This window comes from Ruegeria sp. ABD4_443, assembly GCF_056160865.1.
This window is the reverse complement of sequence record NZ_JBSWYA010000001.1, coordinates 779512-804914: the sequence shown is the minus strand read 5'-3', so window position 1 is coordinate 804914 and position 25403 is coordinate 779512. Positions and strand designations below refer to the sequence as shown.

The 25403-nt window shown below is 61.1% G+C and carries 25 protein-coding genes; 11 read left to right on the top strand and 14 right to left on the bottom strand.

What is annotated here, in order from left to right; translation table 11 throughout:
* Positions 1-62 precede the first annotated feature (62 nt).
* Entirely contained in the window at positions 63-1952 is a 1890-nt protein-coding gene (prpE, locus tag ACXAG8_RS04020) for a propionate-CoA ligase PrpE (RefSeq protein WP_475222340.1), read from the bottom strand.
* Between the two features lie 350 nt (positions 1953-2302).
* On the bottom strand, positions 2303-4576 hold the full coding sequence (locus ACXAG8_RS04015) for an NADP-dependent malic enzyme (RefSeq protein ID WP_475222338.1): 2274 nt from the start codon (positions 4574-4576) through the stop codon (positions 2303-2305).
* A 142-nt stretch (positions 4577-4718) separates the two neighbouring features.
* On the opposite strand from ACXAG8_RS04015, the gene ACXAG8_RS04010 reads away from it, so the two are divergent.
* The 6 genes from ACXAG8_RS04010 to upp all read left to right on the top strand — a co-directional run bounded on the left by ACXAG8_RS04010 (position 4719) and on the right by upp (position 10425).
* Entirely contained in the window at positions 4719-5804 is a 1086-nt protein-coding gene (locus ACXAG8_RS04010; RefSeq protein ID WP_475222335.1) for a cupin domain-containing protein, read from the top strand.
* Positions 5805-5904: 100 nt separating this feature from the next.
* On the top strand, positions 5905-6288 hold the full coding sequence (locus ACXAG8_RS04005; protein ID WP_475222333.1) for a cytidine deaminase: 384 nt from the start codon (positions 5905-5907) through the stop codon (positions 6286-6288).
* 9 nt (positions 6289-6297) lie between these two features.
* Positions 6298-7605 (top strand): thymidine phosphorylase, encoded by a 1308-nt coding sequence (locus tag ACXAG8_RS04000; RefSeq protein WP_475222330.1) that lies wholly within the window; start codon positions 6298-6300, stop codon positions 7603-7605.
* The gene (locus tag ACXAG8_RS03995) at positions 7602-8813 is read left to right on the top strand and encodes a phosphopentomutase (protein WP_475222328.1); all 1212 of its coding nucleotides are present in this window, start codon (positions 7602-7604) and stop codon (positions 8811-8813) included. The genes ACXAG8_RS04000 and ACXAG8_RS03995 overlap by 4 nt, the downstream gene beginning before the upstream one ends.
* On the top strand, positions 8810-9796 hold the full coding sequence (locus tag ACXAG8_RS03990; protein ID WP_475222325.1) for an adenosine deaminase: 987 nt from the start codon (positions 8810-8812) through the stop codon (positions 9794-9796). The genes ACXAG8_RS03995 and ACXAG8_RS03990 overlap by 4 nt, the downstream gene beginning before the upstream one ends.
* Entirely contained in the window at positions 9793-10425 is a 633-nt protein-coding gene (upp, locus tag ACXAG8_RS03985; RefSeq protein ID WP_475222323.1) for a uracil phosphoribosyltransferase, read from the top strand. Before ACXAG8_RS03990 ends, upp begins: the two co-directional genes overlap by 4 nt.
* Before the next feature lie 6 nt (positions 10426-10431).
* On the opposite strand, the gene ACXAG8_RS03980 is transcribed toward upp, so the two are convergent.
* Positions 10432-11445 carry a hypothetical protein gene (locus ACXAG8_RS03980; RefSeq protein ID WP_475222321.1) on the bottom strand — a complete coding sequence of 338 codons (1014 nt, stop codon included), beginning with the start codon at positions 11443-11445 and terminating at the stop codon, positions 10432-10434.
* 215 nt (positions 11446-11660) lie between these two features.
* Here ACXAG8_RS03980 and ACXAG8_RS03975 point away from each other — a divergent pair, with 215 nt between their 5' ends.
* A complete protein-coding gene (locus ACXAG8_RS03975; RefSeq protein WP_475222319.1) occupies positions 11661-12317 on the top strand; it encodes a sulfotransferase family 2 domain-containing protein in 657 nt (218 codons plus the stop codon).
* A 183-nt stretch (positions 12318-12500) separates the two neighbouring features.
* Positions 12501-13274, top strand: a complete 774-nt coding sequence (locus ACXAG8_RS03970; protein ID WP_475222316.1) for a Hint domain-containing protein — start codon at positions 12501-12503, stop codon at positions 13272-13274.
* 56 nt (positions 13275-13330) lie between these two features.
* On the opposite strand, the gene ACXAG8_RS03965 is transcribed toward ACXAG8_RS03970, so the two are convergent.
* From ACXAG8_RS03965 to ACXAG8_RS03935, 7 genes are all read right to left on the bottom strand, one after another.
* Complete coding sequence (locus tag ACXAG8_RS03965; RefSeq protein ID WP_475222313.1) at positions 13331-15532, bottom strand: 3-hydroxyacyl-CoA dehydrogenase NAD-binding domain-containing protein; 2202 nt, start codon at positions 15530-15532, stop codon at positions 13331-13333.
* Between the two features lie 23 nt (positions 15533-15555).
* On the bottom strand, positions 15556-16767 hold the full coding sequence (locus ACXAG8_RS03960; RefSeq protein WP_475222311.1) for an acetyl-CoA C-acetyltransferase: 1212 nt from the start codon (positions 16765-16767) through the stop codon (positions 15556-15558).
* 11 nt (positions 16768-16778) lie between these two features.
* Complete coding sequence (locus ACXAG8_RS03955; RefSeq protein ID WP_475222309.1) at positions 16779-17417, bottom strand: glutathione S-transferase family protein; 639 nt, start codon at positions 17415-17417, stop codon at positions 16779-16781.
* A gap of 262 nt (positions 17418-17679) precedes the next feature.
* Positions 17680-17892, bottom strand: coding sequence for a hypothetical protein (locus tag ACXAG8_RS03950; RefSeq protein WP_475222308.1), 213 nt, complete (start codon positions 17890-17892; stop codon positions 17680-17682).
* Positions 17893-17947: 55 nt separating this feature from the next.
* Complete coding sequence (locus ACXAG8_RS03945; RefSeq protein WP_475222306.1) at positions 17948-19729, bottom strand: acyl-CoA dehydrogenase C-terminal domain-containing protein; 1782 nt, start codon at positions 19727-19729, stop codon at positions 17948-17950.
* A 38-nt stretch (positions 19730-19767) separates the two neighbouring features.
* Entirely contained in the window at positions 19768-20169 is a 402-nt protein-coding gene (locus ACXAG8_RS03940; protein ID WP_475222426.1) for a MerR family transcriptional regulator, read from the bottom strand.
* A gap of 281 nt (positions 20170-20450) precedes the next feature.
* Positions 20451-20819, bottom strand: a complete 369-nt coding sequence (locus ACXAG8_RS03935; RefSeq protein WP_475222304.1) for a MerR family transcriptional regulator — start codon at positions 20817-20819, stop codon at positions 20451-20453.
* Between the two features lie 116 nt (positions 20820-20935).
* Here ACXAG8_RS03935 and ACXAG8_RS03930 point away from each other — a divergent pair, with 116 nt between their 5' ends.
* Genes ACXAG8_RS03930 through ACXAG8_RS03920 form a run of 3 tightly spaced genes read left to right on the top strand, consistent with a single transcriptional unit; the run spans position 20936 to position 23195 of the window.
* Entirely contained in the window at positions 20936-21355 is a 420-nt protein-coding gene (locus ACXAG8_RS03930; RefSeq protein ID WP_475222301.1) for a PaaI family thioesterase, read from the top strand.
* A gap of 1 nt (position 21356) precedes the next feature.
* Positions 21357-21875, top strand: a complete 519-nt coding sequence (locus ACXAG8_RS03925; RefSeq protein WP_475222299.1) for a PaaI family thioesterase — start codon at positions 21357-21359, stop codon at positions 21873-21875.
* Positions 21876-21878: 3 nt separating this feature from the next.
* Positions 21879-23195 (top strand): MATE family efflux transporter, encoded by a 1317-nt coding sequence (locus tag ACXAG8_RS03920; RefSeq protein WP_475222297.1) that lies wholly within the window; start codon positions 21879-21881, stop codon positions 23193-23195.
* Here ACXAG8_RS03920 and arsC read toward each other — a convergent pair.
* Genes arsC through ACXAG8_RS03900 form a run of 4 tightly spaced genes read right to left on the bottom strand, consistent with a single transcriptional unit; the run spans position 23192 to position 25351 of the window.
* Complete coding sequence (gene arsC, locus ACXAG8_RS03915; RefSeq protein WP_475222295.1) at positions 23192-23533, bottom strand: arsenate reductase (glutaredoxin); 342 nt, start codon at positions 23531-23533, stop codon at positions 23192-23194. The two genes, ACXAG8_RS03920 and arsC, sit on opposite strands and share 4 nt — an antisense overlap.
* Complete coding sequence (locus ACXAG8_RS03910; protein WP_475222294.1) at positions 23530-24588, bottom strand: quinone-dependent dihydroorotate dehydrogenase; 1059 nt, start codon at positions 24586-24588, stop codon at positions 23530-23532. Before ACXAG8_RS03910 ends, arsC begins: the two co-directional genes overlap by 4 nt.
* The gene (locus ACXAG8_RS03905; RefSeq protein ID WP_475222293.1) at positions 24585-25016 is read right to left on the bottom strand and encodes a DUF1330 domain-containing protein; all 432 of its coding nucleotides are present in this window, start codon (positions 25014-25016) and stop codon (positions 24585-24587) included. The genes ACXAG8_RS03910 and ACXAG8_RS03905 overlap by 4 nt, the downstream gene beginning before the upstream one ends.
* A complete protein-coding gene (locus tag ACXAG8_RS03900; RefSeq protein ID WP_475222291.1) occupies positions 25016-25351 on the bottom strand; it encodes a DUF952 domain-containing protein in 336 nt (111 codons plus the stop codon). The genes ACXAG8_RS03905 and ACXAG8_RS03900 overlap by 1 nt, the downstream gene beginning before the upstream one ends.
* Positions 25352-25403 lie beyond the last annotated feature (52 nt).

The following is a 25403-nucleotide window of genomic DNA, read 5'->3' as shown; positions in this document are numbered from 1 at the left end:
TCTGTTACCGGTTGCAACCGATAGGGATGAAACGGGGCGGCCATGGACCGGCCCCGGATGCATTACTGGGCATATCCGATGGTTTTCAACGCATCCGATATCTCGTTCAGAATGGCGGGATCGTCGATGGTCGCGGGCATCTTGTAATCCTTGCCATCGGCAATGGATACCATCGTGCCGCGCAGGATCTTGCCCGATCGTGTCTTGGGCAACCGGTCCACGACGACCGCCAGTTTGAAGGCGGCAACGGGCCCGATCTTGTCGCGCACCATCTTCACGACATCCGCGGCAACCGCCGCATGATCCCTGTCGCAGCCCGCATTCAGGCACAGGAAACCAACCGGCATCTGGCCCTTGAGCTGATCCGATACGCCGATGACGGCGCATTCGGCAACGTCGGGATGAGCGGCCAGGACCTCTTCCATCGCGCCGGTCGAAAGGCGGTGACCGGCAACATTGATGACATCATCCGTCCGCGCCATGATATAGAGGTACCCGTCCTCGTCGATCATGCCCGCATCACCGGTTTCATAATATCCGGGGAAGTGTTCCAGGTAAGATTTGCGAAACCGCTCTTCGGCGTTCCACAAGGTTGGCAAGGTTCCCGGCGGCAATGGCAGCTTGACCGCGATGGCGCCCAGTTCGCCGGGTTTCATCGGATGGCCACCCTCGTCAAGGATTTGCACGTCATAGCCCGGCATCGGCTTGGCGGGCGAGCCCAGCTTGACCGGCAGTTCCTCGATCCCCAGCGGGTTCCCGGCAATGGTCCAGCCGGTCTCGGTCTGCCACCAGTGGTCAATGACCGGTACATTTAACGCATCCTGCGCCCATGTGATCGTGTCGGGATCCGCGCGTTCGCCTGCAAGGTACAGCGCCCTGAGGCAGGACAGGTCGTATTTGGCAAGCATCTCGCCCTTTGGGTCCTCGCGCTTGACGGCCCGGATGGCGGTGGGGGCGGTGAAAAAGCTGGCGACCTTATGCTCTGAGATGACGCGCCAGAACGTCCCGGCGTCGGGGGTGCCAACTGGCTTGCCCTCGAAAACAATCGTGGTGTTGCCGTGGATTAGCGGGGCATAGCAGATATAGGAATGGCCAACGACCCAACCCACGTCCGATGCGGCCCAGAACACGTCGCCCGGATCGACGTTGTAGATGTTCTTCATGGACCAGTTCAGGGCGACCAGATGGCCTGCGGTGGGGCGTACCACGCCCTTTGGCGCACCGGTCGTGCCCGAGGTATAGAGGATATAGGCCGGGTCATTGCCGTTTACGGCCACACATTCCGCCGGCTCGACGCCGTATTGGAAACCGTGCCAGTTGTAATCCCGGCCCTCGACCAATTGCGCGACTTCCTGTTCGCGCTGAAAGATGACGCAGAAATCGGGCTTGTGGTGCGCCATTTCGATGGCACCGTCCAGCAAGGGTTTGTAATGCACGACCCGGCCCGGTTCCATCCCGCATGAGGCGGCGATGATGGCCTTGGGTTTGGCGTCATCGATACGCACCGCAAGCTCATTGCTTGCAAAGCCGCCAAATACGACCGAATGCACAGCGCCCAGCCGCGCACAGGCCAGCATCGCCTCAAGCGCTTCGGGGATCATCGGCATATAGATGATGACGCGGTCACCCTTTTCGACACCCTTGGCACGCAAGGCACCGGCCAGCGTGGCCACCCGATTGCGCAGCTCGACATACGAGATCTCGCGCTTTGTGTGCGTGATCGGGCTGTCGTAAATTATCGCGGTCTGTTCGCCGCGCCCGTTTTCGACGTGACGATCGACCGCGTTCCAGCAGGTATTCACCTTGGCATCGCAAAACCATTCGTAAAGCGGCGCGTTGTCATCGAACAGGGCCTTGGTGGGTGCCTTGATCCAGTCGATACCCTCGGCCGCTTTCATCCAGAAAGCTTCGGGATCGCGTTTCCAGCTGTCGTAAACGTCCTGAAATCCCATGGCGTCCTCCTCGCAAAAGATTTGCGGACTTTTTAATGCCGGGCCAAAAGACCGGGCAAGCTGCACCATTGACGGCGCGTCAGTTTATCGCGAAATATTTGCATTGTGCGCGAAAATAACCTGCAAATTTTTGCAAACTGCATTATTTTGCAGGGATTATTCGGCAGCGATCTGGTGATTTGCAAAATTGCATATCCGGGGCTGCAAAATCAGGGCTGCCGGGGAATCGCCAGCGTAGCGGGATTTGCGGTACTGCGCCGGGCCGGACCACGAACAGGGCACAGGACATCTGAGCAGTGGTCGCGGCAGGCCTGAGGATCAGGCCAGCCGCAAAAGGTTATGCCGATCGGTTACCCGTAATGGGCCACGGGGGTGCCCGCGATGGCTGCCATGTTCAACAACCCGCGGGCCGTGATCGAAGGCGTCACGATATGCGCGTTGTTCCCCATGCCCATCAGGATGGGGCCGACCTCGATCCCGTTTGCCTTCATCTTGAGGATGTTCCGAACACCGCTGGCGGCATCGGCATGCGCAAATATCAGCACGTTTGCCGGGCCTTTCAGCCGCGAGTTCGGGAAGATACGCCCGCGCAGATCGGGGTTCAGCGCGACATCCAGGTTCATCTCGCCCTCGTAGACAAAGTCGCGCGGCTTGCTGTCGAGAATATCCAGCGCAGCCCGCAGCCGCCTGCCTGATCCCTCGGACTGGTTGCCGAACTGGGATTGCGAACAGAACGCAATCTGTGGTTCGAGACCGAACCGCCGAACATGCCGCGCGGCGCCAATTGTCGACTCGGCCAGTTCGTCAGGGGTGGGCAATTGCCGGACATGCGTGTCCGCGATGAACAGCGGGCCGTCATCCAATATCATCAGCGACAAGGCCCCGTGCGGGCGCAGTTCGCCATCATCCAGCACCTGTTCGACATAGTTCAGGTGCCAGCGGTATTCGCCGAACGTGCCACAGATCATGCTGTCGGCCTCGCCCCGATGCACCATGATGGCGGCAATGGCGGTGGTGTTGGTGCGCATGATGGCCTTGGCCAGATCAGGGGTCACGCCCCGGCGTTCCATGATCTTGTGATACGAATTCCAATAGTCATAGTAGCGCGGGTCGTTTTCAGGGTTCACGATCTGGAAATCCTGACCGGGGCGCACCGTCAGGCCCAACCGTTCGCAACGCGCCTGAATCACATCGGGGCGGCCGATCAAAATCGGTGTTTCGGTGGTTTCTTCCAGAATGGCCTGGGCTGCACGCAAGACGCGTTCATCTTCGCCCTCGGCAAAAACGATCCGCCGGGATGCAACGGCTGCCGCTTCGAAAACCGGGCGCATCAGCAGGGCGGATTTGAACACCGTCTGGTTCAGACGTTCTTTGTATGCTTCCAGATCGGTGATCGGCCGCTTGGCCACACCGCTGTCCATCGCGGCCTTTGCCACGGCAGAGGACACGACACCGACAAGACGCGGGTCAAACGGCTTGGGGATCAGGTATTCCGGCCCAAAGGTCAGTTGCTCGCCCTTATAGGCGGCAGCGGCTTCGGCGCTGGTGGTGGCGCGGGCCATTTCTGCGATACCATCCACACAGGCGATCTGCATGGCGTCATTGATCTCGGTCGCTCCGACATCCAGCGCGCCGCGGAAGATGAACGGAAAACACAGGACGTTGTTGACCTGATTGGGGAAATCGCTGCGGCCCGTGGCGATGATTGCATCCGGGGCCACCTCGCGCGCGGCCTGTGGCAGAATTTCGGGCGTCGGATTGGCCAGCGCGAAAATGATCGGCTGCCGGGCCATCTTTTGCACCATTTCCGGCTTCAGTACGTTGGGCCCGGACAGGCCAAGGAACAGGTCGGCCCCGTCGATCACGTCATCCAGCGTGCGCAGGTCGGATTTCTGCGCGAACTGATCCTTGTGCGGGTTCATGTCTTCGGCGCGGCCTTCATAAACCAGTCCGTGGATGTCGCACAGCCAGATGTTTTCCCGTTTGACGCCCAGTTTCACCAACATGCCAAGGCAGGCAATCCCGGCAGCGCCGCCGCCTGTGGAAACGACCTTGATATCCTCGAACTTTTTGCCGGCCACGTGCAGGGCGTTCTTGGCAGCGGCGCCGACAACAATCGCGGTGCCGTGCTGGTCGTCGTGAAAAACCGGGATATTCATCCGTTCGCGGCACAGTTTCTCGACGGTGAAACAGTCGGGCGCCTTGATGTCCTCAAGGTTGATGGCCCCGAATGTGGGTTCAAGCGCACAGACGATATCGGCCAGCTTTTCCGGGTCGGGCTGGTCGACCTCGATGTCGAAACAGTCGATCCCTGCGAATTTCTTGAACAGGACTGCCTTGCCTTCCATCACCGGCTTGGACGCCAGCGCACCGATATTTCCCAGCCCCAGAACTGCCGTTCCGTTCGACACGACGGCCACAAGGTTACCGCGCGACGTATATTGTTCGGCATTGGCGGGGTTGGCCTTGATTTCCAGGCTCGCCTCGGCAACGCCCGGCGAATAGGCCCGCGCCAGATCGCGGCCATTGGCCAGCGGCTTGGTCGCCCTGATTTCCAGCTTTCCCGGTTGCGGATGCGCGTGATAATCCAGCGCGGCCTGGCGCAGGTTGGGTGTGTCGGACATGTCGAAATTTCCCGTGTGAAATTTAGTTTAGCACTAAACTAATATTGACCCAGGGGAAACAGTGAATCGGCGCCGCAGACGACATGCCGGTGCTTGCAAATTTCCAGGGCGGCATCCACTGTCCGGTCAACAGGAGAGCCGCATGACCCAGACCATAGCCGAGTTTCGCATACCCACCAGCGAATTGCGCGACGATATTCCCTTTTACACCAAGGTTTTGGGTATGCGGATGGATATGATCTATCCCGCGGATGACCCGCGCGTGGCAGTGTTTTCGGGGCATGGGGTGCGGCTGCGGGTGGAAAAGGATGCCCCGGAATCGCCCGGAACCCTGCGTATTCTGACCGAAGACCCTGACGGTTTTGCCGGTGGCCAGCGCAGCCTTGTCGCTCCGAACGGTACTCGAATCGAAATCGAGCTCCGCAATCCGCCGCTTGAAATGCCGCAAACGGTCCATTCCTTTGTTGTCCGGCGACTCAAGGATCAGGCCCCGTGGATCATTGGGCGGGCGGGCATGCATTACCGTGACCTTGTGCCGGACCGGTTGGGGGGATCGATCATCGCCAGCCACATTCGGATACCGGACGGAGGCCCGGTGCCGGACATGGTTCATTTCCACAAGGTCGGGTTTCAACTGATCTTTTGCATCCATGGCTGGGTCGATGTCGTTTACGAAGACCAGGGGCAGCCAATGCGCCTGACTGCGGGCGACTGTTTCATCCAGCCGCCTGAAATCCGGCACCGCGTGTTAGAGGCATCCGACAATGTTCAGGTGATCGAAATCGGCGTTCCGGCCGAACACGTAACCGAGATTGACCACGAGATGGAATTGCCGACCGCTCATTTCCGCCCCAACCGCGAATGGCAGGGCCAGCGGTTCGTGTACAGCCAGGCCAAGGATGCCCCATGGCAGGATTTTCGGTTGCCAGGATTTATTTGCCGCGACACGACGATTGCCGACAATACCAAGGCCGTTGCCGGGGTGCAGGTGGTTCGGCGCGGGCAGGGTGACCCGGCCTGGGCCACGCATGACTGCGATATCCTGTTCGCCTTTGTCATGAACGGGTCCGTCACGCTTGAGGGCGACGGGCGCGAGCCATTCCCGCTTGAGCAAGGGGATGCCTTTGTAATCCCGCCCGGAATGCGCACCCGTCTGAGCAACCCATCGCAGGACATCGAATTGCTCGAGGTTACCCTGCCCGGAGCCTTTGAAACGGTGATCGGTTGAATTTCAGCGGCAAATTCAGAGGCGGGGGCTTCTATTCCCTGCACGCAATCAATTAGGGTATGACATTCTGACCAGATGATCAAAAATTCGGGGATTCGCCATGTCTCTTAAAGATGCTGCCTTGAAGGTTCGCGAAAACGCCCATGCGCCCTATTCGAATTTCAAGGTCGGGGCGGCAGTCCTGTCCGGTTCGGGGGTGGTCTATTCGGGGTGCAATGTCGAAAACGTCGCTTATCCCGAAGGAACCTGTGCCGAAGCCGGCGCCATTGCCGCCATGGTTGCAGCAGGCGAAACGGAACTGACCGAGGTATATGTCGTGGCATCAAGCCCGCGCCCGGTTCCACCTTGCGGCGGATGCCGCCAGAAACTGGCCGAGTTCGGCAAAGCCGATGTCGTTGTCACCCTGGCCACGGTTGATGGGCACGAAACCACGACCACGATCGGGGATTTGCTGCCCGGCGCCTTTGACGCCTCGTTCATGTAAGGGGCCGGTATGGACGCCCGCGCGATCATTGCGAAACTGCGTCGGCACGAGGTGCCCGCGGATGATGAGCTTGCCTGGTTTGCCCAGGGGCTGGCCGACGGCAGCGTCAGCGATGCGCAGGCCGGTGCATTTGCCATGGCCGTCTGCATGGGGGGGCTGGGGCCGCGCGGGCGGGCCGCCCTGACGCTTGCAATGCGCGACAGCGGTGATGTCCTGACCTGGGATCTGGATGGCCCGGTCATCGACAAACATTCAACCGGCGGTGTCGGCGATTGTGTCAGCCTGGTGCTGGCCCCGGCGCTTGCCGAATGCGGGGTCTATGTGCCGATGATCTCGGGTCGGGGGCTGGGCCACACGGGCGGAACGCTCGACAAGCTGGAATCCATTCCGGGGGTCAGCACCCAGGTCGGGCAGGACAGGCTGGCGCAGATCTTGCGTGAAACCGGGGCGGCGATTGTCGGCGCAACGGCGCAGATCGCACCCGCCGACAGACGTCTGTACGCCATTCGCGATGTGACCGCGACCGTGGAAAGCCTGGACCTGATTACCGCCTCGATCCTGTCCAAGAAACTGGCGGCCAGCCCTGCGGCGCTGGTGCTGGACGTCAAGGTCGGAAGCGGCGCGTTCATGAAAACCCTCGACGCGGCCCGGAACCTGGCCGAGGCGCTGACGGAAACGGCCAATGCGGCCGGGTGCCGGACCTCGGCCGTGATAACCGACATGAACCAGCCCCTGGCGCCCGCGCTGGGCAACGCGCTGGAAGTGGCCGAGGTCATGAAGGTGCTGACCGGAAAGACCCGGTCGCCGCTTATCGAAATCACGGCGGAATTGGGCGGCGTTCTTCTGGCGGATGCAGGGATATGCGAAACGCCCGACGTTGGGCGGCGCAGGATTGTGGCGGCGATCAGCGACGGCCGCGCGGCCGAGCGTTTCGGTCGGATGATGGCGGCCGTTGGCGGCCCGATTGGATTTGTGGACAACTGGGAACGGTTCCTGCCCGAAGCAAATGTGATCATCGAAGTTCCCGCGCCACGGGCGGGCCACATCACCGCAATCGACGGCGAGGCGCTGGGTCTTGCCGTGGTGGCGCTGGGCGGCGGGCGACAGGTCGAGTCCGACACGATCAATCCTTCGGTCGGGATATCGCAGATATGTCGGTTGGGTGACGCCGTGGCCAAGGGGACGCCGCTGGCCGTCATCCAGGCCGCCCGCGAGGACGCGGCGCGCCGCGCGGCGGCATCGGTCCTTCAGGCCGTGTCCATCGCGGACGCGCCTGTGGCGGTGCCGGATTTGATCCACGAGAGGATTACCGGATGAGCCGCGCGTTTCTGGTTGTCATGGATTCCGTCGGAATTGGCGGTGCACCGGATGCGGACCGGTTCTTTAACGGCAAGACACCGGATACCGGGGCCAATACGGTCGCGCATATCGCACAAGCCTGCGCACGGGGCGATGCCGCAGACGGGCGAACGGGCCCGTTGCACCTGCCGCATCTGGATGCCCTGGGCCTGGGCGCCGCCGTGCGCCTGGCGTCGGGGGACGATGTACCGGGGCTGGATGCTGACCCCGTGGGCCTGTGGGGCTGCGCGCGGGAACACTCGCCGGGCAAGGATACGCCCTCGGGGCATTGGGAACTGGCCGGGCTGCCGGTGCCCTGGGATTGGCACTATTTCCCCGATACGGTTCCGTCTTTTCCCAAGGACCTGAGCCGCGCCGCGGCGCAGGCGGCCGGGACCGAGGGGATCCTTGGCAATTGCCACGCCTCGGGTACGGCGATTATTGCAGAACTCGGCGCAGAGCACATGCGGACAGGATGGCCGATCTGCTATACATCGGCTGACAGCGTCTTTCAGATCGCAGCGCACGAAGAGAGCTTTGGCCTTGAGCGCCTGCTGGAGCTGTGCCGGGCCCTTGCACCCAGGCTGCACGAGATGAAAGTCGGCAGGGTCATTGCGCGGCCTTTCGTGGGGACACCGGAAATCGGGTTTACCCGGACGACCAACCGCAAGGATTTTGCCATCGTGCCGCCAGCGCCGGTTCTGACCAACTGGGCGCAGGATGCAGGGCGGCAGGTTCATGCTGTCGGCAAGATCGGTGACATATTCTCGATGCAAGGCATCGACACGTTGCGCAAGGGGGCGGATGACACCCTGATGCGGCACCTCTCTGATCTGGTGGACGAGGCCGAAGACGGCAGCCTGACCTTTGCCAATTTCGTTGAATTCGACAGCCTTTATGGCCACCGCCGTGATATCAGTGGCTATGCCCGCGCGCTGGAATGGTTCGACCGCGAAATCGGCGGGGTCCTAAGCAAACTGCGCCCCGGCGACCTGATGCTGCTGACCGCAGATCATGGCAACGACCCCAGTTGGATCGGCACTGATCATACGCGCGAACAGGTGCCCGTGCTGATCGCGGGGCAGGGGGCGGGCCGGGTTGGACAGGTCAACTTCGCCGACGTGGCGGCCAGTATCTCACATCACCTGGACATACCGGCCCAGGGGCCGGGAAGGACATTCCTATGACCGTCGCTGACCTGCCCAAGATCGAACTGCACCTGCATCACGAAGGGGCCGCGCCCCCGGCCTTTATCCGTCAATTGGCGCACGAAAAACGCGTGGACCTCAGCGGGATATTCAAGCCCGACGGCAGCTATGACTTTCGCGACTTCGCGCATTTCCTCAGCGTGTACGAGGCAGCCTGCGAGGTATTGAAATCGCCCGAGGATTTCCGCCGGCTGACGCTTGCGATCTTGCAGGAAAGCGCGGCCAACGGGGTGGTGTATTCCGAGACTTTTCTAAGCCCCGATTTCTGTGGCGGCGGCGATGTGCATGCCTGGCGGGACTATCTGAGCGCCATCCAGGACGCGGCGGACGAGGCCGAGCGCGCATATGGCATAACCCTGCGCGGGGTTGTGACCTGCGTGCGGCATTTCGGGCCGGACAAGGCCAGGCAAACCGCACTTTGCGCGGCCGAAACCGCGGGCAACTGGATCACCGGCTTTGGCATGGGCGGTAACGAGGCCATCGGCGCGCAAGCCGATTTCAAATGGGCCTTTGATTGCGCGCGCGAGGCGGGATTGCGCCTGACCACCCATGCGGGCGAGTTCGGCGGGCCGCAAAGCGTGCGTGACGCGGTGCGGGACCTGGGCGTGGAACGTGTTGGCCACGGTGTCCGCGCCATAGAAGACCCGGACCTTGTTCGCGAACTGGTCGACCGCGAGGTAACGCTTGAGGTTTGCCCGGGTTCGAATGTGGTGTTGGGCCTGTTTCCGGATTTCCGGGCCCATCCCATCGCCCGGCTGCGCGATCACGGCGTCAAGGTCACGGTCTCAACCGATGACCCGCCGTTTTTCCATACCAGCATGCGGCGCGAATATGAAATGCTGGCCGAGGCGTTCGGCTGGGACGCCGATGATTTCGCGGCCCTGAACGACACCGCCCTGGGCGCGGCGTTTTGCGACGAAGACACCCGCGCGCGGGTCAAGAAAAGACTGGAGAGAACATGAGCGAACACCTGACAGTTGTTGATCACCCGCTGGTGCAGCACAAGCTGACGCTGATGCGTGACAAGGGCACGTCGACCGCAGTTTTTCGGCAATTGCTGCGCGAGATCACCTTGCTTTTGGCCTATGAGGTCACGCGCGAAATGTCGTTGACAACGCGCCATATCGAAACCCCGATGGAAGAGATGGACGCGCCGATCCTGGCGGGCAAAAAGCTGGCGCTGGTGTCGATTTTGCGGGCAGGCAACGGGATGCTGGACGGTGTGCTCGAACTTATCCCCTCGGCCCGTGTCGGTTTTGTGGGCCTTTACCGCGACGAACAGACGCTGAAACCCGTCCAGTATTATTTCAAAGCGCCCGAAGGGTTGAAGGACCGGCTGGTCATCGCGGTCGACCCGATGCTTGCCACCGGCAACAGTTCGGCCGCGGCCATTGATCTGCTGAAACAGGCCGGCGCTGCGGATATTCGGTTTCTGTGCCTGCTGGCCGCCCCCGAAGGGGTGGCGCGCATGAAAGAGGCCCATCCGGATGTAAAGATCGTCACGGCAGCGCTTGACCGAGAGCTGAATTCCAAAGGCTATATCATGCCGGGGCTGGGCGATGCGGGCGACCGCATGTTCGGCACCAAGTAACCCGCCCTAGTCGCCGCAGATATTCTGCAACTGAACCCAGTCGCGGTCGGGCAATACCTGTTCCAGGGACCGGCCCGCCATCGGGTCGGCCTCGATCAGGCCCAGAACCGTTTCGCCGGTCACGTCGCGCGCATAGGCATAAGGGGTCGAGGGCAGCGCCGCCTGTGCGAACATCGCCAAAAGCGGTTCATCCGCGATCTCGGGGCGGGGTTCTGAAAGGACCTGCTCGGTATAGGCGTCGATAATTTCCGGTGTCAGCTGGCCTGTGGTCAGCAATCTAAAGGCCGCCGTTGGACCGGTCCGGGTCAACACGTCATCCAACGGGTCCTGAAGCTGTGCGCGGGCCCGTTCGGCGATGATGTAACCGGCGGCGACGGCCGGGTCTTCGTGGTCTTCGACCAGGGCCCGGTTCAACAGGACCGTCCCGCCAGGCAGGGTCAGGCTGGTCTGTACACCCGCAGGCAGGATGATGATCTGCCGAACCCCCGTCCGGCGGGCCAGCTGTTCCAGCGACGGGCGCGCATCTTCGGACTGGCATGCCTGGCCCGACACGCGTTCGATCCGTTGCAGGATCGTGTTGCCGATATCCTGCCTTTTGATATCTGGAACCACGGATACGACATGGTTCTGCAACGCACCGGGCAGCCACAGAACCAAAACAGACAGAACGGCAAGAACCACGCCGCCCACGCTAAACCACCGCAAGCGGCCCGGATGGGGGCGCGATCGGTTGATGGCGCGCTGCAACCGGTCCACCGCCTCGATCATCGTGGTTTCGGATTGCGCCAGTTCCAGCGTTTCGCCGGGGTCACCATCGGGGTGGAATATGGCCGGATACTCGCCCGGGTTCTGCCTTTCAAGCGCGGCCAGCGACCAATGGGTCAGTGCCCGGTCGTTGAAATCCGATATGGTCAGAGTTGCCTCACCAATTGAAACGACGACCTCGCGCCGCTGTTCGTCGGGCGTGGGGCGCCACAGACCGGTGGCTTCGATCCGCTGGAACTGTTTCAGGGCCGTCATTGAGGTGAACACTGCTCGTTCTTGTTTGCGGTAAGCTTAGCATGGTGAAATCGCGGGGCGCAAACCTGTTGCGCGTCGAATTGGAAACGTGCTCGATACGGGGGACCGTGAAGTCACCGGTTGTGATGGCGAAAAGGACTGGCAAAGCGGATGCAGGCGACCCATTCAACCCGTTGGATGACTAACGTTCCGGTTCGAAACCGGGCCCGTTCAAGATGATCGTTTCTGCCGGTCGCTCATATATCTTTGTTCATATTCCCAAAACCGGGGGGACCGCGCTTGCGCTTGCGCTGGAACAACGGGCGATGAAGGATGATATCCTGCTGGGCGATACGCCCAAGGCGGTCAGGCGGCGCAATAGGAAAAAGAAATTGCAGGGGCAGGCACGGGGTCGCTTGTGGAAACACGCAAGCCTTGCCGATATCGAAGGCATCCTGCCCGATGACCAGTTGCGCGCGATGTTCACGTTTACCCTGGTCCGAAACCCCTGGGACCGGGTCGTCAGCTATTACCACTGGCTGCGCGTTCAGAACTTTGATCACGCCGCGGTGGCCCTGGCCAAACGGCTGGAATTCGAAGATTTCGTGCTGAACCCCGATATCCTGCAATCGCTCAGGCAATCTCCGGCGCGCGTGTACATGACGCGCGCGGATGGGACCGAGCAATGCGATGCCTATATCCGGCTGGAGGATTTTGCCCGTGATGCCGCCCCCCTGATAGAGCATTTGGGATTTGACCTGATCTTGCCACGATACAACATGTCCGACCGGGCGCGGGATTATAGGGTTTATTTCACGACCCGGTCGAAAAACGCGGTGGCAAGCGCCTGCGCCGAAGATATCGAAAGATTCGGTTACAGTTTTGGTCAATAACGGTGACCGTTTTCCATTTGGCAGCTAAAACGCCTCGTGACCCCCGGATTGTTCACGAAAAACAGCCCAAATCGCCGGAATATGGCCCGAACTCGCCGCAAATGTGTCAAAAGTTGGCCCCAAGGCAGGGGGGCGTGCTAGGCCATAAGGGTAGTTGTTTGGTGCCCAAGGGGGTTTAGGCACGTGTTAGAAGTAGTGAGTGTTTCGGGTTTTTCCGATTTTTCCGAGGACCAGTTGCAGCCAGTATCCCGACCGGCGGTATCCGCCCGTCGCGGGGGGCTGGTGCACGGTACCAAAGTGGCAACCACCAGTGGATGGAAACCGGTTGAAAGCCTGACCACCGGCGATCTGGTCAGAACGCTGGACAATGGGTTTCAGGAAGTCCGTCGAACGGTCAGAGAGCGCATCGCAGTGACCGACGGCGAGACCCGCCCAGAGCATCTGCCGGTTCTGGTGCCGTCCAGAACCGCGTTCAACGGGCGCCCGGTATGGCTGATGCCTGAACAGGGCATGGCCATCGACCAAAGCAAGCTTGATCCGGCCGTGTCCGACATCGCCGTCGTTCCGGCCCGTGCCCTCAGCGGTATGGGGGCCGTGACGTCGCAGGCCCCGGCAAGGATGTTCGATGTAACGTCGCTGATCTTTGATCATGACGAGGTGGCGTTTATCGAAGGCGGTTTGCAGGCCTTTTGTTCGGCGGGTCGTCTGCGGCCGGTGCGAAAGGCAAGCCAGCGGGCCTATCAGGTGGTGAATGAAGATCAGGCCGACATATTGGTCGATACGATTGCAATCAGGGGTGATATGTCAGCCCTTGCAAACGCGTTGGGTGCACTGCCTGCACCCATACCGCAGGAACCGGTTTTTCCCATTCGCCCGCCGCGCGGCATGCGCCGTCCGGGGCGACCGGGGCGGCCAGGCGTTCCGGCGCTGTTCCTGCGTCCTGAATGGCAGACTTGAACAAACACTTATGAAATTGATGCAGGCGCGTGGTGACACGCGCCTGCATTCTTTTGTCAGGCAGCTTTTGCCTCGGGGTCGAAGCGGCCGTAAAAGCTTTGACCCTTGTCGGCCATCTCGCGCAGCAGGGGCGGGCAGGCAAACCGCGCGCCGAATTTCTGCGCCAACTGGTCACAGCGTTCGGCAGCATAGGGCGTGCCGATGATGTCCAGCCAGCTGAGCGGGCCGCCCGACCAAGGCGCAAAGCCCCAGCCCAGGATGGCGCCGACATCGCCTTCGCGGATATCTTCCAGAACACCCTCTTCCAGCGCGCGCACCGCTTCGAGAACCTGCGCGAACATCAGACGTTCCTGCACTTCGATCAGGTCGGGCTGCGCATCGGCCAGCGGATAATTGTCCTGCAGGCCTTTCCAGTATTCGACGCGTTTGCCTTTCTCGTCATAGTCAAAGAAGCCAGCATTCGCCTTGCGGCCCAGACGCCCCTGTTCTTCCATCCAAAAGATCAGGTCGTCGGCAGGGCTTTCGGGATAGGCATCGCCCATCGCCGCCTTGGTTGCGCGTGCAATCTTGGCCCCCAGATCAATCGAGGTTTCATCGGTCAGCTGGATCGGGCCGACCGGGAACCCGAGTTGCCGCGCGGCATTGTCGATGAGAACCGGGCTGACGCCCTCGGCAATCATGCGGACACCTTCGTTGATATAGGGAATGATACAGCGGTTCGCATAGAAGAATCGCGCATCGTTCACCACGATCGGCGTCTTGCGGATCTGGCGGACATAATCCAGCGCCTTGGCCACCGCCCGGTCCCCGGTTTCCTTGCCCTTGATGATCTCGACCAGGAACATCTTTTCGACGGGCGAGAAGAAGTGGATGCCAATGAACTGATCCGCCCGCACCGATGCCTTGGCCAGATCGGTGATCGGCAAGGTCGAGGTGTTCGAGGCAAAGATGCAGTCCTCGGGGATGATCGCCTCGACCTTTTTGGTCATCTCGGCCTTGACGCCCACATCCTCGAACACGGCTTCGATGATCAGGTCGCAGCCCTTCAGGTGATCCAGATCAGGGGTCGCGGTGATGCGGGACAGCAGGGCCTCTTTCTTCTCAGCAGTGGCTTTGCCGCGCTTGATGCCCTTGTCCATATAGTTTTCGGTATAGGCCTTGCCCTTGTCGGCCGCAGCCTGATCACGGTCGATCAGAACGACGTCCATCCCGGCCTGGGCTGACACCAGCGCGATGCCGGCGCCCATCATGCCCGCACCCAGAACGCCGATCTTCTTGACCGATTGATCCGGAACGCCCGCAGGGCGCACGGCACCTTTTTCCAGCGCTTCCTTGTTCAGGAACAGCGACCGGATCATTGCCCCCGATGACGGGTTCATCAACACCGAGGTGAACCAGCGCGCCTCGATCTTCAGCGCGGTGTCGAAATCGACCAATGCGCCTTCGTAAACCGCGCTCAACAACGCCTTGGCCGCAGGGAACGCGCCCTGGGTCTTGCCGTTCACCATGGCCGAGGCCCCGACAAAGTTCATAAAGCCCGCAGGGTGATAGGGCGCGCCGCCGGGCATTTTGTAACCCTTGGCATCCCACGGTTTGACCAGATCGGTTTCCTTAGCGCTCAGAACCCATTCTTTCGCGGCAGCAACCGGATCGGCGGCGATTTCGTCAACATATCCTGCGCCCTTGGCCTTTTTGACGTCCAGCATTTTGCCTTCCAGCAGCAGCGGGGCCGCGGCGATGGCGCCAACCTTGCGGACCATGCGCGTGGTGCCGCCTGCGCCCGGGAAAATGCCAACCATGATCTCGGGCAGGCCATATTTGGCCTTGGGGTTCTCGGCGGCAAAAATACGGTGCGTCGACAGGGGCAACTCCATCCCGATGCCCGCAGCCGTGCCGGGCAGGGCGGTGGCAATGGGCTTGCCGCCTTTCTTGGTCTTGGGGTCCATCCCGGCCAGCTCGATCTTGCGCAGCAGCGCATGCATCTGCATTGTTCCTTCGAACAACCCCTTGGCCGGGTCGTCGCCCGCCTGTTCCTTCATCACCGCCAGCAAGTTCAGGTCCATGCCGCCCGCAAAGGACCCGTCCTTGCCGCTGGTGATGACAACGCCCTTGATCCCGTCGTCTGCCAGCGCCTGATCGATGCAATCGCTCAGTTCTGTCAGCCCGTCAAAGGACATGACGTTCATGGTCTTGCCGGGGACGTCCCAGGTGATGATGCCCACGCCGTCGGCGTCTTTGGTCAGTGTAAAATCAGCCATGTTTCTTCTCCTGATCCCCGCCGTTACACGCGTTCGATGATGGTTGCCGCACCCATTCCGGATGCAATGCACAAGGTCGCCAGACCCATTTCCTTGTCCTGACGCTCAAGCTCGTCCAGCAGGGTGCCGATGATCATTGCGCCGGTCGCACCCAGCGGGTGGCCCATCGCGATCGAGCCGCCATTGACATTGACCAACGCCGGATCGACATCAAATGCCTGCTGGAACCGCAACACGACCGAGGCAAAGGCTTCGTTCACCTCGAACAGGTCCAGATCGCTGATCTTCATGCCGTTGTCGGCCAGGATCTTCTCGGTCACCGGAACCGGACCGGTCAGCATGATGGTCGGGTCGGTGCCGATCTTAGCGGTTGCCTTGATGCGGGCACGCGGTTTCAGACCGTATTTCTCGCCGAATTCCTTGTTGCCGATCAGAACAGCGGCTGCGCCGTCGACAATGCCCGAGCTGTTGCCTGCGTGGTGAATGTGGTTCACGCGTTCCAGATGCGGGTATTTCAGCATGGCGACCTTGTCGAACCCGGGCATCTGCTCGCCCATCATCGCGAAGGAAGGGTTCAGCGCACCAAGGCTCTGCATATCAGTGCCGGGGCGCATATATTCGTCGCGGTCCAGAATGGTCAGGCCGTTCTGGTCCTTGACGGTGATTACCGATTTCTCAAACCGGTTGTCCGCCCAGGCCTCTGCCGCGCGTTTCTGCGACTCGACAGCCAGGGCGTCAGCGTCATCGCGGGTAAAGCCATACTCGGTCGCGATAATGTCGGCCGAGATGCCCTGCGGCACAAAATAGGTGTCCATCGCCAGCGACGGATCAACGGCAATCGCCGCACCATCGCTGCCCATGGCGACGCGGCCCATCATCTCGACGCCGCCTGCGATATACGCGTCACCTGCGCCGCCCTTGACCTGATTGGCCGCCAGGTTGACGGCCTCCATACCGGATGCGCAGAACCGGTTGATCGCCAGACCCGGGATCGACTGATCCAGGTCCGAGGCCAGGACCGCCGAGCGCGCAAGGCACCCGCCTTGCTCCATCACTTGGGTGACGTTGCCCCAGATCACGTCTTCGACAGCGTGGCCTTCCAGGTTGTTACGCTCTTTCACCGCGTTCAGGGTCAGGGCGGACAGGCGCACCGAGGTTACCTCGTGCAGGCTGCCATCCTTGCGGCCCTTGCCGCGCGGTGTGCGCAGGGCGTCATAGATATAGGCTTCGGTCATGGGTCTTCTCCTCAAGCTCGATCCGACGGATTGCCGGGCATCAGGTCATAGGGGTGTTTCCAGCCGGGCTGTTCGCTGAGACGCGTCAGCCAGGCATCGATATTGGGCCATTCCGCCCGGTCAAAACCGAACGGTTCGGGGTAGTAGAGATAGCCACAGCAGCTGAGATCGGCATTGGTCACGCCGGTGCCGACAATCCAATCGCGCCCGTCAAGATGGGCGTTCAATATCTGATAGGCCGCATTCAGCCGCCCTTGGTTGAACGCAATGACGTCCGCGTTGCGCTGATGTTCCGGCAGGAAGTTGATCAGAAACCGCGTAAGCCCGGCCATTGAGCTGAACTTGTGGTTGTCCCACAGAACCCAGCGAAAAATGTCGTAATTCTCGTCCCGGTCCCGGCCGCCGAACTTTCCCGTCTTTTCGGTGACATAGGCCTGAATTGCACCGGACTGGCTGGTGCGAAAATCGCCGTCAATCAGGACCGGTGCCTCTCCCATTTCATTGACATCCGAGCGAAAATCATCCGTCCGCGTGACGCCATTGAAGAAATCAACAAAGACCGGCTCCCATTCCAGACCCGACATCTCCAACGCCAGCGCCGCCTTGTAGCTGTTTCCGCTTTCTCCAAAGCAATGAAGTTTGATGGTCATGCTGTTGCCCCTCCCAAGGCGTGTATGGCCAAACCTGGATCTGAGTATTTTTGAAAAGATGAAGGCCTGGCAGTAACTTTTGATCAACCCTTTCCCATTTCAATGGGCGCGCGGTACAGGCTGGAGAGCCGATGACCGTAAAAGGTGAAGTCGTTCCTGTCCTGATGGCGAGTGCGCCCCGCGGCAGGAACGCGCCTCTATTTCATCTTTTCACAAATACTCCCGCCGGAGGCTGAACTTTGATGCCGGAATTCGCGGCACATCAACGCTTTCGGGCCTCAAGTTCCGAGTTGAAGAGCCGCAGGCGGTGGGTCAGATTCTCCTCGTCGATTACGCTGTTGAAGTTTTCGAACAGAAAGGACAGTGCCTCACCTTCATCCAGACCGGCCTCGCGCGCGAAGCTTTTGAGCTTGCGATACCCGTCTTCGGTCATGGCGACAGGGAAACGGCGGGTCAGGCGGAAACGTTTTGGCATTCGCTATCCTTGGTTGAACGGGTTCCGGGCCAGGCGGCCCGGATCCCGGCTGAAATCAGAAGCTTGCTGCGTCCAGCGTCATTACCGTGTCGGCACCGGTCTGAATGCGGGCCAGGTGCATTGCCGTGGCGGGCAGGCGGCGCGCCATGTAGAAACGACCGGTTGTTATCTTGGTCTCATAGAACTCTTTGTCCGAGGCGCCGCCGTCAAGCGCGTCTTGCGCGGCCTTGGCCATCTGCGCCCACATCAGGCCCAGGCAGACATGGCCGAACATGTGCATGAAGTCGTACGATCCGGCCAGAGCGTTGTTCGGGTTCTTCATGCCTTCTTGCATGAAGTACATGCCCGCGGCCTGCAGGTCTTTTGACGCGGCTTTCAGCGGTTCGATGAAGGCTTTGTCATAGGCTTCGTTCTGGCCCGCGTTTTCCTTGCAGAAGGTTTTGATCATCTCGAAGAACGCCATGACGTGCTTGCCGCCATCTTGCGCCAGCTTCCGACCCACAAGGTCCAGCGCCTGAACGCCGTTTGCGCCTTCGTAGATCATCGCGATACGGGCGTCGCGGGTGTATTGCGACATACCCCATTCTTCGATGTAGCCGTGGCCGCCATAGACCTGCTGTGCCTGCACGGTCATGTCATAGCCTTCGTCGGTCAAGAAGCCTTTGATGACCGGGGTCAGCAGCGAGATCAGACCATCCGCATCCTTGTCACCTGCACGGTGTGCCTTGTCGATCATGGTCGCGCCCCACAGGATGAACGCGCGCGCGCCCTCGGTAAAGCTTTTCTGATCCATCAGGTTGCGGCGGATGTCGGGATGCACGATCAGCGGATCGGCGGGGCCGTCGGGGTTCTTTGCACCGGTCACGTCGCGGCCCTGCAGGCGGTCCTTGGCGTATTCGACGGCGTTTTGATACGCAGCTTCGGCCTGCGACAGGCCCTGCATGCCCACACCCAGACGCGCTTCGTTCATCATGGTGAACATGGCGCGCATACCTTTGTGTTCGTCGCCCAGCAGCCAACCGGTCGCTTCGTCATAGTTCATGACGCAGGTCGAGTTGCCGTGGATGCCCATTTTCTCTTCGATCTTGCCGACCGAAACGCCGTTGCGCTCACCCAGCGAGCCGTCTTCGTTCACGATGAACTTGGGCACGATGAACAATGACACGCCCTTGATGCCCTCGGGGCCACCGGGGATTTTGGCCAGGACCAGGTGGATGATGTTGTCGGCCATGTCGTGATCACCGGCCGAGATAAAGATCTTCTGGCCCGAGATTTTATAGCTCCCGTCGCCCTGCGGTTCCGCCTTGGTGCGCATCAGGCCCAGATCGGTGCCGCAATGCGGTTCGGTCAGGTTCATGGTGCCGGTCCATTCACAGCTGACCATGTTGGGCAAATAGGTGTCTTTCTGCGCGTCCGTGCCATGCGCCAGGATGGCCGAGGCCGCGCCGTGGGTCAGGCCCTGATACATCACAAACGCCTGGTTTGCGCCCGAGAACATCTCGCCCACGGCAGTACCCATGACATAGGGCATGTTCTGGCCGCCGTATTGCTCGGGCATGTCAAGCCCGGTCCAACCGCCTTCCTTCATCTGCTCAAAGGCGTCTTTGAAGCCTGTGGGCGTGTAGACCACACCATTTTCCAACCGGCAGCCTTCGGTGTCGCCCACAACGTTCAGCGGGTGCAGGACGTTGGAGGCAACCTTGCCGGCTTCCTCCAGAACCGCGCCGGTGAATTCGGCCTCAAGTTCATCATAACCGGGGATACCCGACTGCGAGATTTTCAGAACGTCATGCAGGATGAACTGCGTGTCTTTGGTTGGCGCGTTGTAGACGGGCATGTGAAGCTCCCTTAATTCATATGTCCGAAAAGACAGGCTTATTCAGCCGCCTTCTTTTCCTGTTTCATCGAGGCGATAACCTTTTCGCCCCAGCGCAACTGCTCTTTCAGATCGTCGATGGCCTGGGTCAGCTCTTCGCGGCGCGATTCCATGTCAGCCAGGCGCTCGCACGCGATTTCATAGGTGCGGGTCATCTGGGTGACCTGCTGATCGCCGACATGGTACAAATCCAGAAGCTGGCGGATTTCTTCGAGGCTGAATCCAAACCGTTTGCCGCGCAATATCAGCTTGAGCCGGGCGCGGTCCCTTTTTGTGAACAGCCGTTTCTGGCCTTCACGCATGGGAAACAAAAGCTCTTTGGCCTCGTAGAACCGCAAGGTGCGGGGCGTGACGTCATAAGTCTCGCACATTTCGCGGATGGTCATTAGATCTTCGGTCATAAGCTTTACTCTCATCACTGGCGTCATGCGAGTTGAGTTGCGCAGTCTGCATCCGCTTTACAACATGCAATTGACGTTTACGTAATGCAGACGCTACGTCACAAAATAGTTGACGTAACATCCGGTCGCGTAAAGTGGGGGTTTCGGCAATTTTGTTGCCGTTAGGTCAAGTGCGGATCAAGGCGTGGGTGGTGGGCGCATGGGCTGAGTTGACGCCGCGGTCCAGGGGCATTGGGCGCAGGCGTTGCGCGAATTTTTGCAGGCCAGACGCCGCGTGGATGTCAGCCCAGGGACTTTTCTGCCTGCTCTCGCAGCCGCTTCAATTCGTCCATGGCTTCGTCCAGCTGCGCGCGTTGCTGGACCAGTTCTTTCATCTGGCGGTCGGCCATTTCGACAAAAGCGGCCATTTGGGCCTGATTACCCTCGTTTTCGTAGATCAGCAGCCACTGGCGGATTTCCTCCAACGGAAACCCGGATCTTCGCCCGCGCATGATCAGCTTCATGCGCGCCTGTTCCCGAGCGCCGTAAAACCGCGACCGGCCTTCGCGGTCAGGTTGCAGCAGCTCGATATATTCATAATAGCGCAACGTCCGCGGCGTCACTTCGAACGCGGCGCACATTTCTTTGAATGACAAACGTTTGTCGGACATTCCTGGTCTCCTCGGCAGAAGCCTAAATTGTCAGGATGGCAAGCGCAACCGGCGGGCTTGCCCTTTGCGCGGCAAGAGGCTCATAAAGAGGGATATAATGACAGGACGACAAGCACATGGCCGACAAGACGACCCTGGCACGACAATTTATCGAAGCAATCCCGCATGCGCGTGCATTGGGCCTTGCGCTGACGCAAATCGGTGAAGGCGAGGCCGAAATCACCCTGCCATACAACGCAGACCTTGTCGGTGATCCGCGCACCGGTGTCATCCACGGTGGCGCCGTTTCAACCATTCTGGATACGTGCTGTGGTGCGGCCGTCATGAGCCATCCGTCGGCACCCGGCGGGACGGCCACGATTGATCTGCGCATTGATTACATGCGGGCGGCAACGCCGGGGCAGACGATCACGGCGCGGGCCAATTGCTATCACATTACGCGCAACGTTGCCTTTGTGCGTGCGACGGCAATGGACGAAGACAGGGACAGGCCCGTTGCCACCGCAACCGGGTCCTTTACCGTGGAGGCCAAATAACATGCCGCGTGCCCGTCCCGAACCCGTTCAGGTTGTCAAGCAAAGGCGTGACGCCGCGCTGCGCGCGCTGGTCGAAGGCGTGCCATATATGCGGTTCCTGAATATCAGCTTCGACCGGCGCGGAGATGAACTGACCGGCGTTTTGAATTTTGATGAAAAGCTGATCGGGAACCCCTTTCTTCCGGCGATCCATGGCGGTGTCACGGCAGCGTTCCTGGAGGTCACGGCGGTGATCACGCTGAGCTGGGAGAACCTGTTTTCCCGAATCGAAACCGGCGAGGTCGACGCCCAAGACATTGTGACCAACCGAAGCATCCGGTTTCCCAAGACCATCGACTTTACCGTCGATTACCTGCGTTCGGGCCTGCCGCGCGATGCCTATGCCCGTGCCTTCGTCAGCCGGTCGGGCCGCCGATACGCCTCGGTCCGGGTCGAGGCGTGGCAGGACAACCATGCCAGGCCATTTGCGCAAAGCACCGGCCATTTCCTGATGCCGCAGCCCGAAACGGCAAAGGACTAGCCCATGCAGGACGGGTCGGCACCCATCACGCACAGGCGGGTGCTGCAGATTGCGGTCCCGATCGTGCTGTCGAACGCGACCGTGCCCATTCTGGGTGCGGTTGACACCGGCGTCGTCGGACAGCTGGGCTTTGCGGCACCAATAGGCGCGGTGGGGATGGGCGCCGTTATCCTGTCGGCGATCTACTGGATATTCGGTTTTCTGCGGATGGGAACCACCGGTCTTGCGGCGCAGGCGCGCGGGGCTGGCGATACGGCCGAAACCGGGGCCCTGTTGATGCGCGGCCTGTTGTTGGGCGGCGCGGCGGGCCTTGTTTTCATTCTTGCTCAGGTGGCGGTGTTTGCCGGGGCTTTTGCTCTGTCGCCAGCCAGCCCCGAGGTCGAGGCCCTGACCCGCGACTACCTGGAAATCCGCATATGGGGCGCCCCGGCCACCATCGCGCTTTATGCCGTGACCGGCTGGTTGATCGCGGTCGAGCGCACGCGCGGTGTGTTTGTTCTTCAGGTCTGGATGAACGGGCTGAATATCCTGTTGGATTTATGGTTCGTGCTGGGCCTTGGGTGGGGCGTCGAGGGGGTGGCCGTGGCCACGCTGTTCGCCGAGTGGACCGGTCTGGCGCTGGGGCTGTGGCTGTGCCGCGATGCCTTTGGCGGCAATCAGTGGCGGGACTGGGCGCGGATTTTCGACCCCGCGCGCCTGCGCCGCATGATGCAGGTGAACGGCGACATCATGATCCGCTCGGTCCTGTTGACCGGCTCGTTTACCACCTTTTTGTTCGTGGGCGCGGATCTGGGCGATGTCAACCTGGCGGCGAACCAGGTCCTGTTGCAGTTCCTTGAGATCACGGCCTTTGCATTGGACGGGTTCGCATTCTCGGCCGAGGCACTGGTGGGGGGCGCCGTCGGCGCCAGGGACCGTTACCAGGTTCGGCGGGCGTCCATCGTGGCGTCGCAATGGGGCGTGGGCGGGGCGCTGGTGCTGGGCGGCGTGTTCTTTGCCGCAGGGCCCGTGCTGATCGACCTGATGGCCACGTCGCCGGATGTGCGCGGCGCCGCGCGCGAATTCCTGTTCTGGGTCGCGCTGGCGCCCGTTATCGGCATTGCAAGCTGGATGTATGACGGCATCTATATCGGCGCCACCTGGACGCGGGCCATGCGCAACGCGATGATCCAGTCCGTCGCGATCTATGTCGTCGCGCTGTTCATCCTGGTGCCGACACTGGGCAATCATGGCCTGTGGGCCGCGCTTATGGTCCTGAACGTGGCCCGTGGAACAACCCTGGGGCTGCGGTACCCCAAGCTCGAGGCGCAGGTTGCCTAGGCCAGGGTCAACAGCTTTTCAGGCGGGCGCCCGATTGCGGCCGCTTGGGCAGTTATTCCCAGGGGGCGTTCGATTAGGATCGGGTTTTCGGCCATTGCGGCAATCAGGTCAGCGTCGGGCAGGTCTTTGGTCAGCCCCAGCTCTTTGAACCGTTTTTCACCGGTGCGCATCATCTCGATGGCGGGCACCGCCAGCAAAGCCTGCGCGCGGCGCAGTTCTTCGGCGGATGGGGCGTCGTCCAGATAGCGGCGAATGGTGATGTCGGCCCCCTGGTCCTGCAACAGCGCCAGACCGGTGCGGGACTTGGAACATCGCGGGTTATGCCAATATTCGATCACAGCCAGTCCTTTCGTTTGCTGCCCACGGCCTGGGCCACGTTGTCAAACCCGTCGCGTGCCAGCAACCGGTCCACGCCCTGCGCGACCGAGCCTGCAAGCGACAGGCCGCCATAGACCATCGCCGTATAGAACTGCACGGCCGAGGCCCCGGCCTGGATCTTGGCATAGGCCTGTTCTGCCGTGCTGATGCCGCCGACGCCGATCAGGGGGATGGCGCCTTTTGTCAGCACGCTGAGCTGCGCCAGAACCCGTGTCGAGCGTTCAAACAACGGCGCGCCGGACAATCCGCCGGTCTCGTCCTTGTGGGGACTGCGCAGGCCGTCGCGGGACAGGGTGGTATTGGTCGCGATGATGGCATCGATCCCTGTCTCCTGTGCGACGGCGGCGATATCTTCCAACTCGGGCGCTGTCAGGTCAGGAGCGATTTTAAGGAAGACCGGTACCGGGCGGGCCAGTGTGTCGCGTGCGGCGAGGACGCCGCCCAACAAGGCGCTCAACGCCGCCTTGCCCTGCAAATCGCGCAGTTTCTCGGTATTGGGTGACGACACGTTCACGGTGGCAAAGTCCAGATGCGCACCGCAATGCAACAGGACCTTGGCAAAGTCGCCAGGGCGATCCTGGCTGTCTTTGTTCGCGCCCAGGTTCAGACCTATCACAGCGTCCCTGGGCCGTTTGGCCAGGCGCTGGGCCATGACCTCCATCCCGTCATTGTTGAAGCCGAACCGGTTGATGGCGGCCTTGTCTTCGGACAGGCGGAACAGGCGCGGTTTCGGGTTTCCCGGCTGCGGGCGCGGGGTCACGGCGCCCACTTCGATGAACCCGAACCCCGCGCGCGACAGCGGGCCAAGCACTTCGCCATTCTTGTCGAACCCCGCGGCAAGCCCGACGGGGTTGGGCAGGTCCAGACCGGCAAGGCGCGTTTTCAGACGCGCGCTGGTGATCGGTCCGGGGCAGGGTGCCAACCCGGATCGAAGCGCCTTGATGGACAGGGCATGGGCGGTTTCCGGCTCGACACGGTGCAGCGCCGCCAATCCGATCTTTTCGACAAGTTTCATCCGAATGCGGTTCCTTGAGTTGCGGGCGCGCACCGGATCAGGCGCGATGTTTCGACGGCGGCCTGACGGTGTATGACGGCAAGGCGATAGGCCGGATCGGTTACCATTTCGAGGAAATGATGAGCAGTTGGATAACGGGCGATGAACATTTCATCCCAGTCCTCTTTTCCCGGTCCGATCAACATGGTCTCAAACCTGCCGCGCCACAGGATCGTCGCGCCAAGCCGTGCAATGATCGGCGCGGTCTCGGCCCCGTATTTCCCATAGGCCTGTGCGCCCGTCAGGCCCGCGCCGGCCAGGTCGTGTTCTGCCGGGTATTCGGCGTGTGCGCGAAATTTTACCAGGTTCAGCATCTCGATCGGGTGGTCCCGATCCAGGGATTTGAACGCCTCGAACTGCGCCCGCAGCGGGTCGATAAACGCGGCCATCACATCTCCTTGGGAAATTGATGCACGCCGCCCTGCACCGGCAAGGGGCGCGACCATATCACGTCGCTCAGGCGGAGCTGTCGATAAAGATGCGGGAACCGGTCACCGCCGCGCGAAACCTCCCATTTCAGGTCGTCGCCCATGGGCGCGGTATCACAGGCCAGCAGGGTCAGGCCGGGTTCTTCGGCAAAATGCCGGGCCGCTGTTTCCGCAACCTGATCTGCCGTGGAAAAATGCACGAACCCGTCAGCGATATCCACGGGCGCGCCATCCGTGGCGCCCGCAGCCTGAAGGCCAGCCCATTCGTCGGCCCGAAGTATTTTATAGATGCGCATGGCCCCCTGATGCCCTGCGCAGGGGGTAGAATCAAGCCGGATTTCCCCCTTT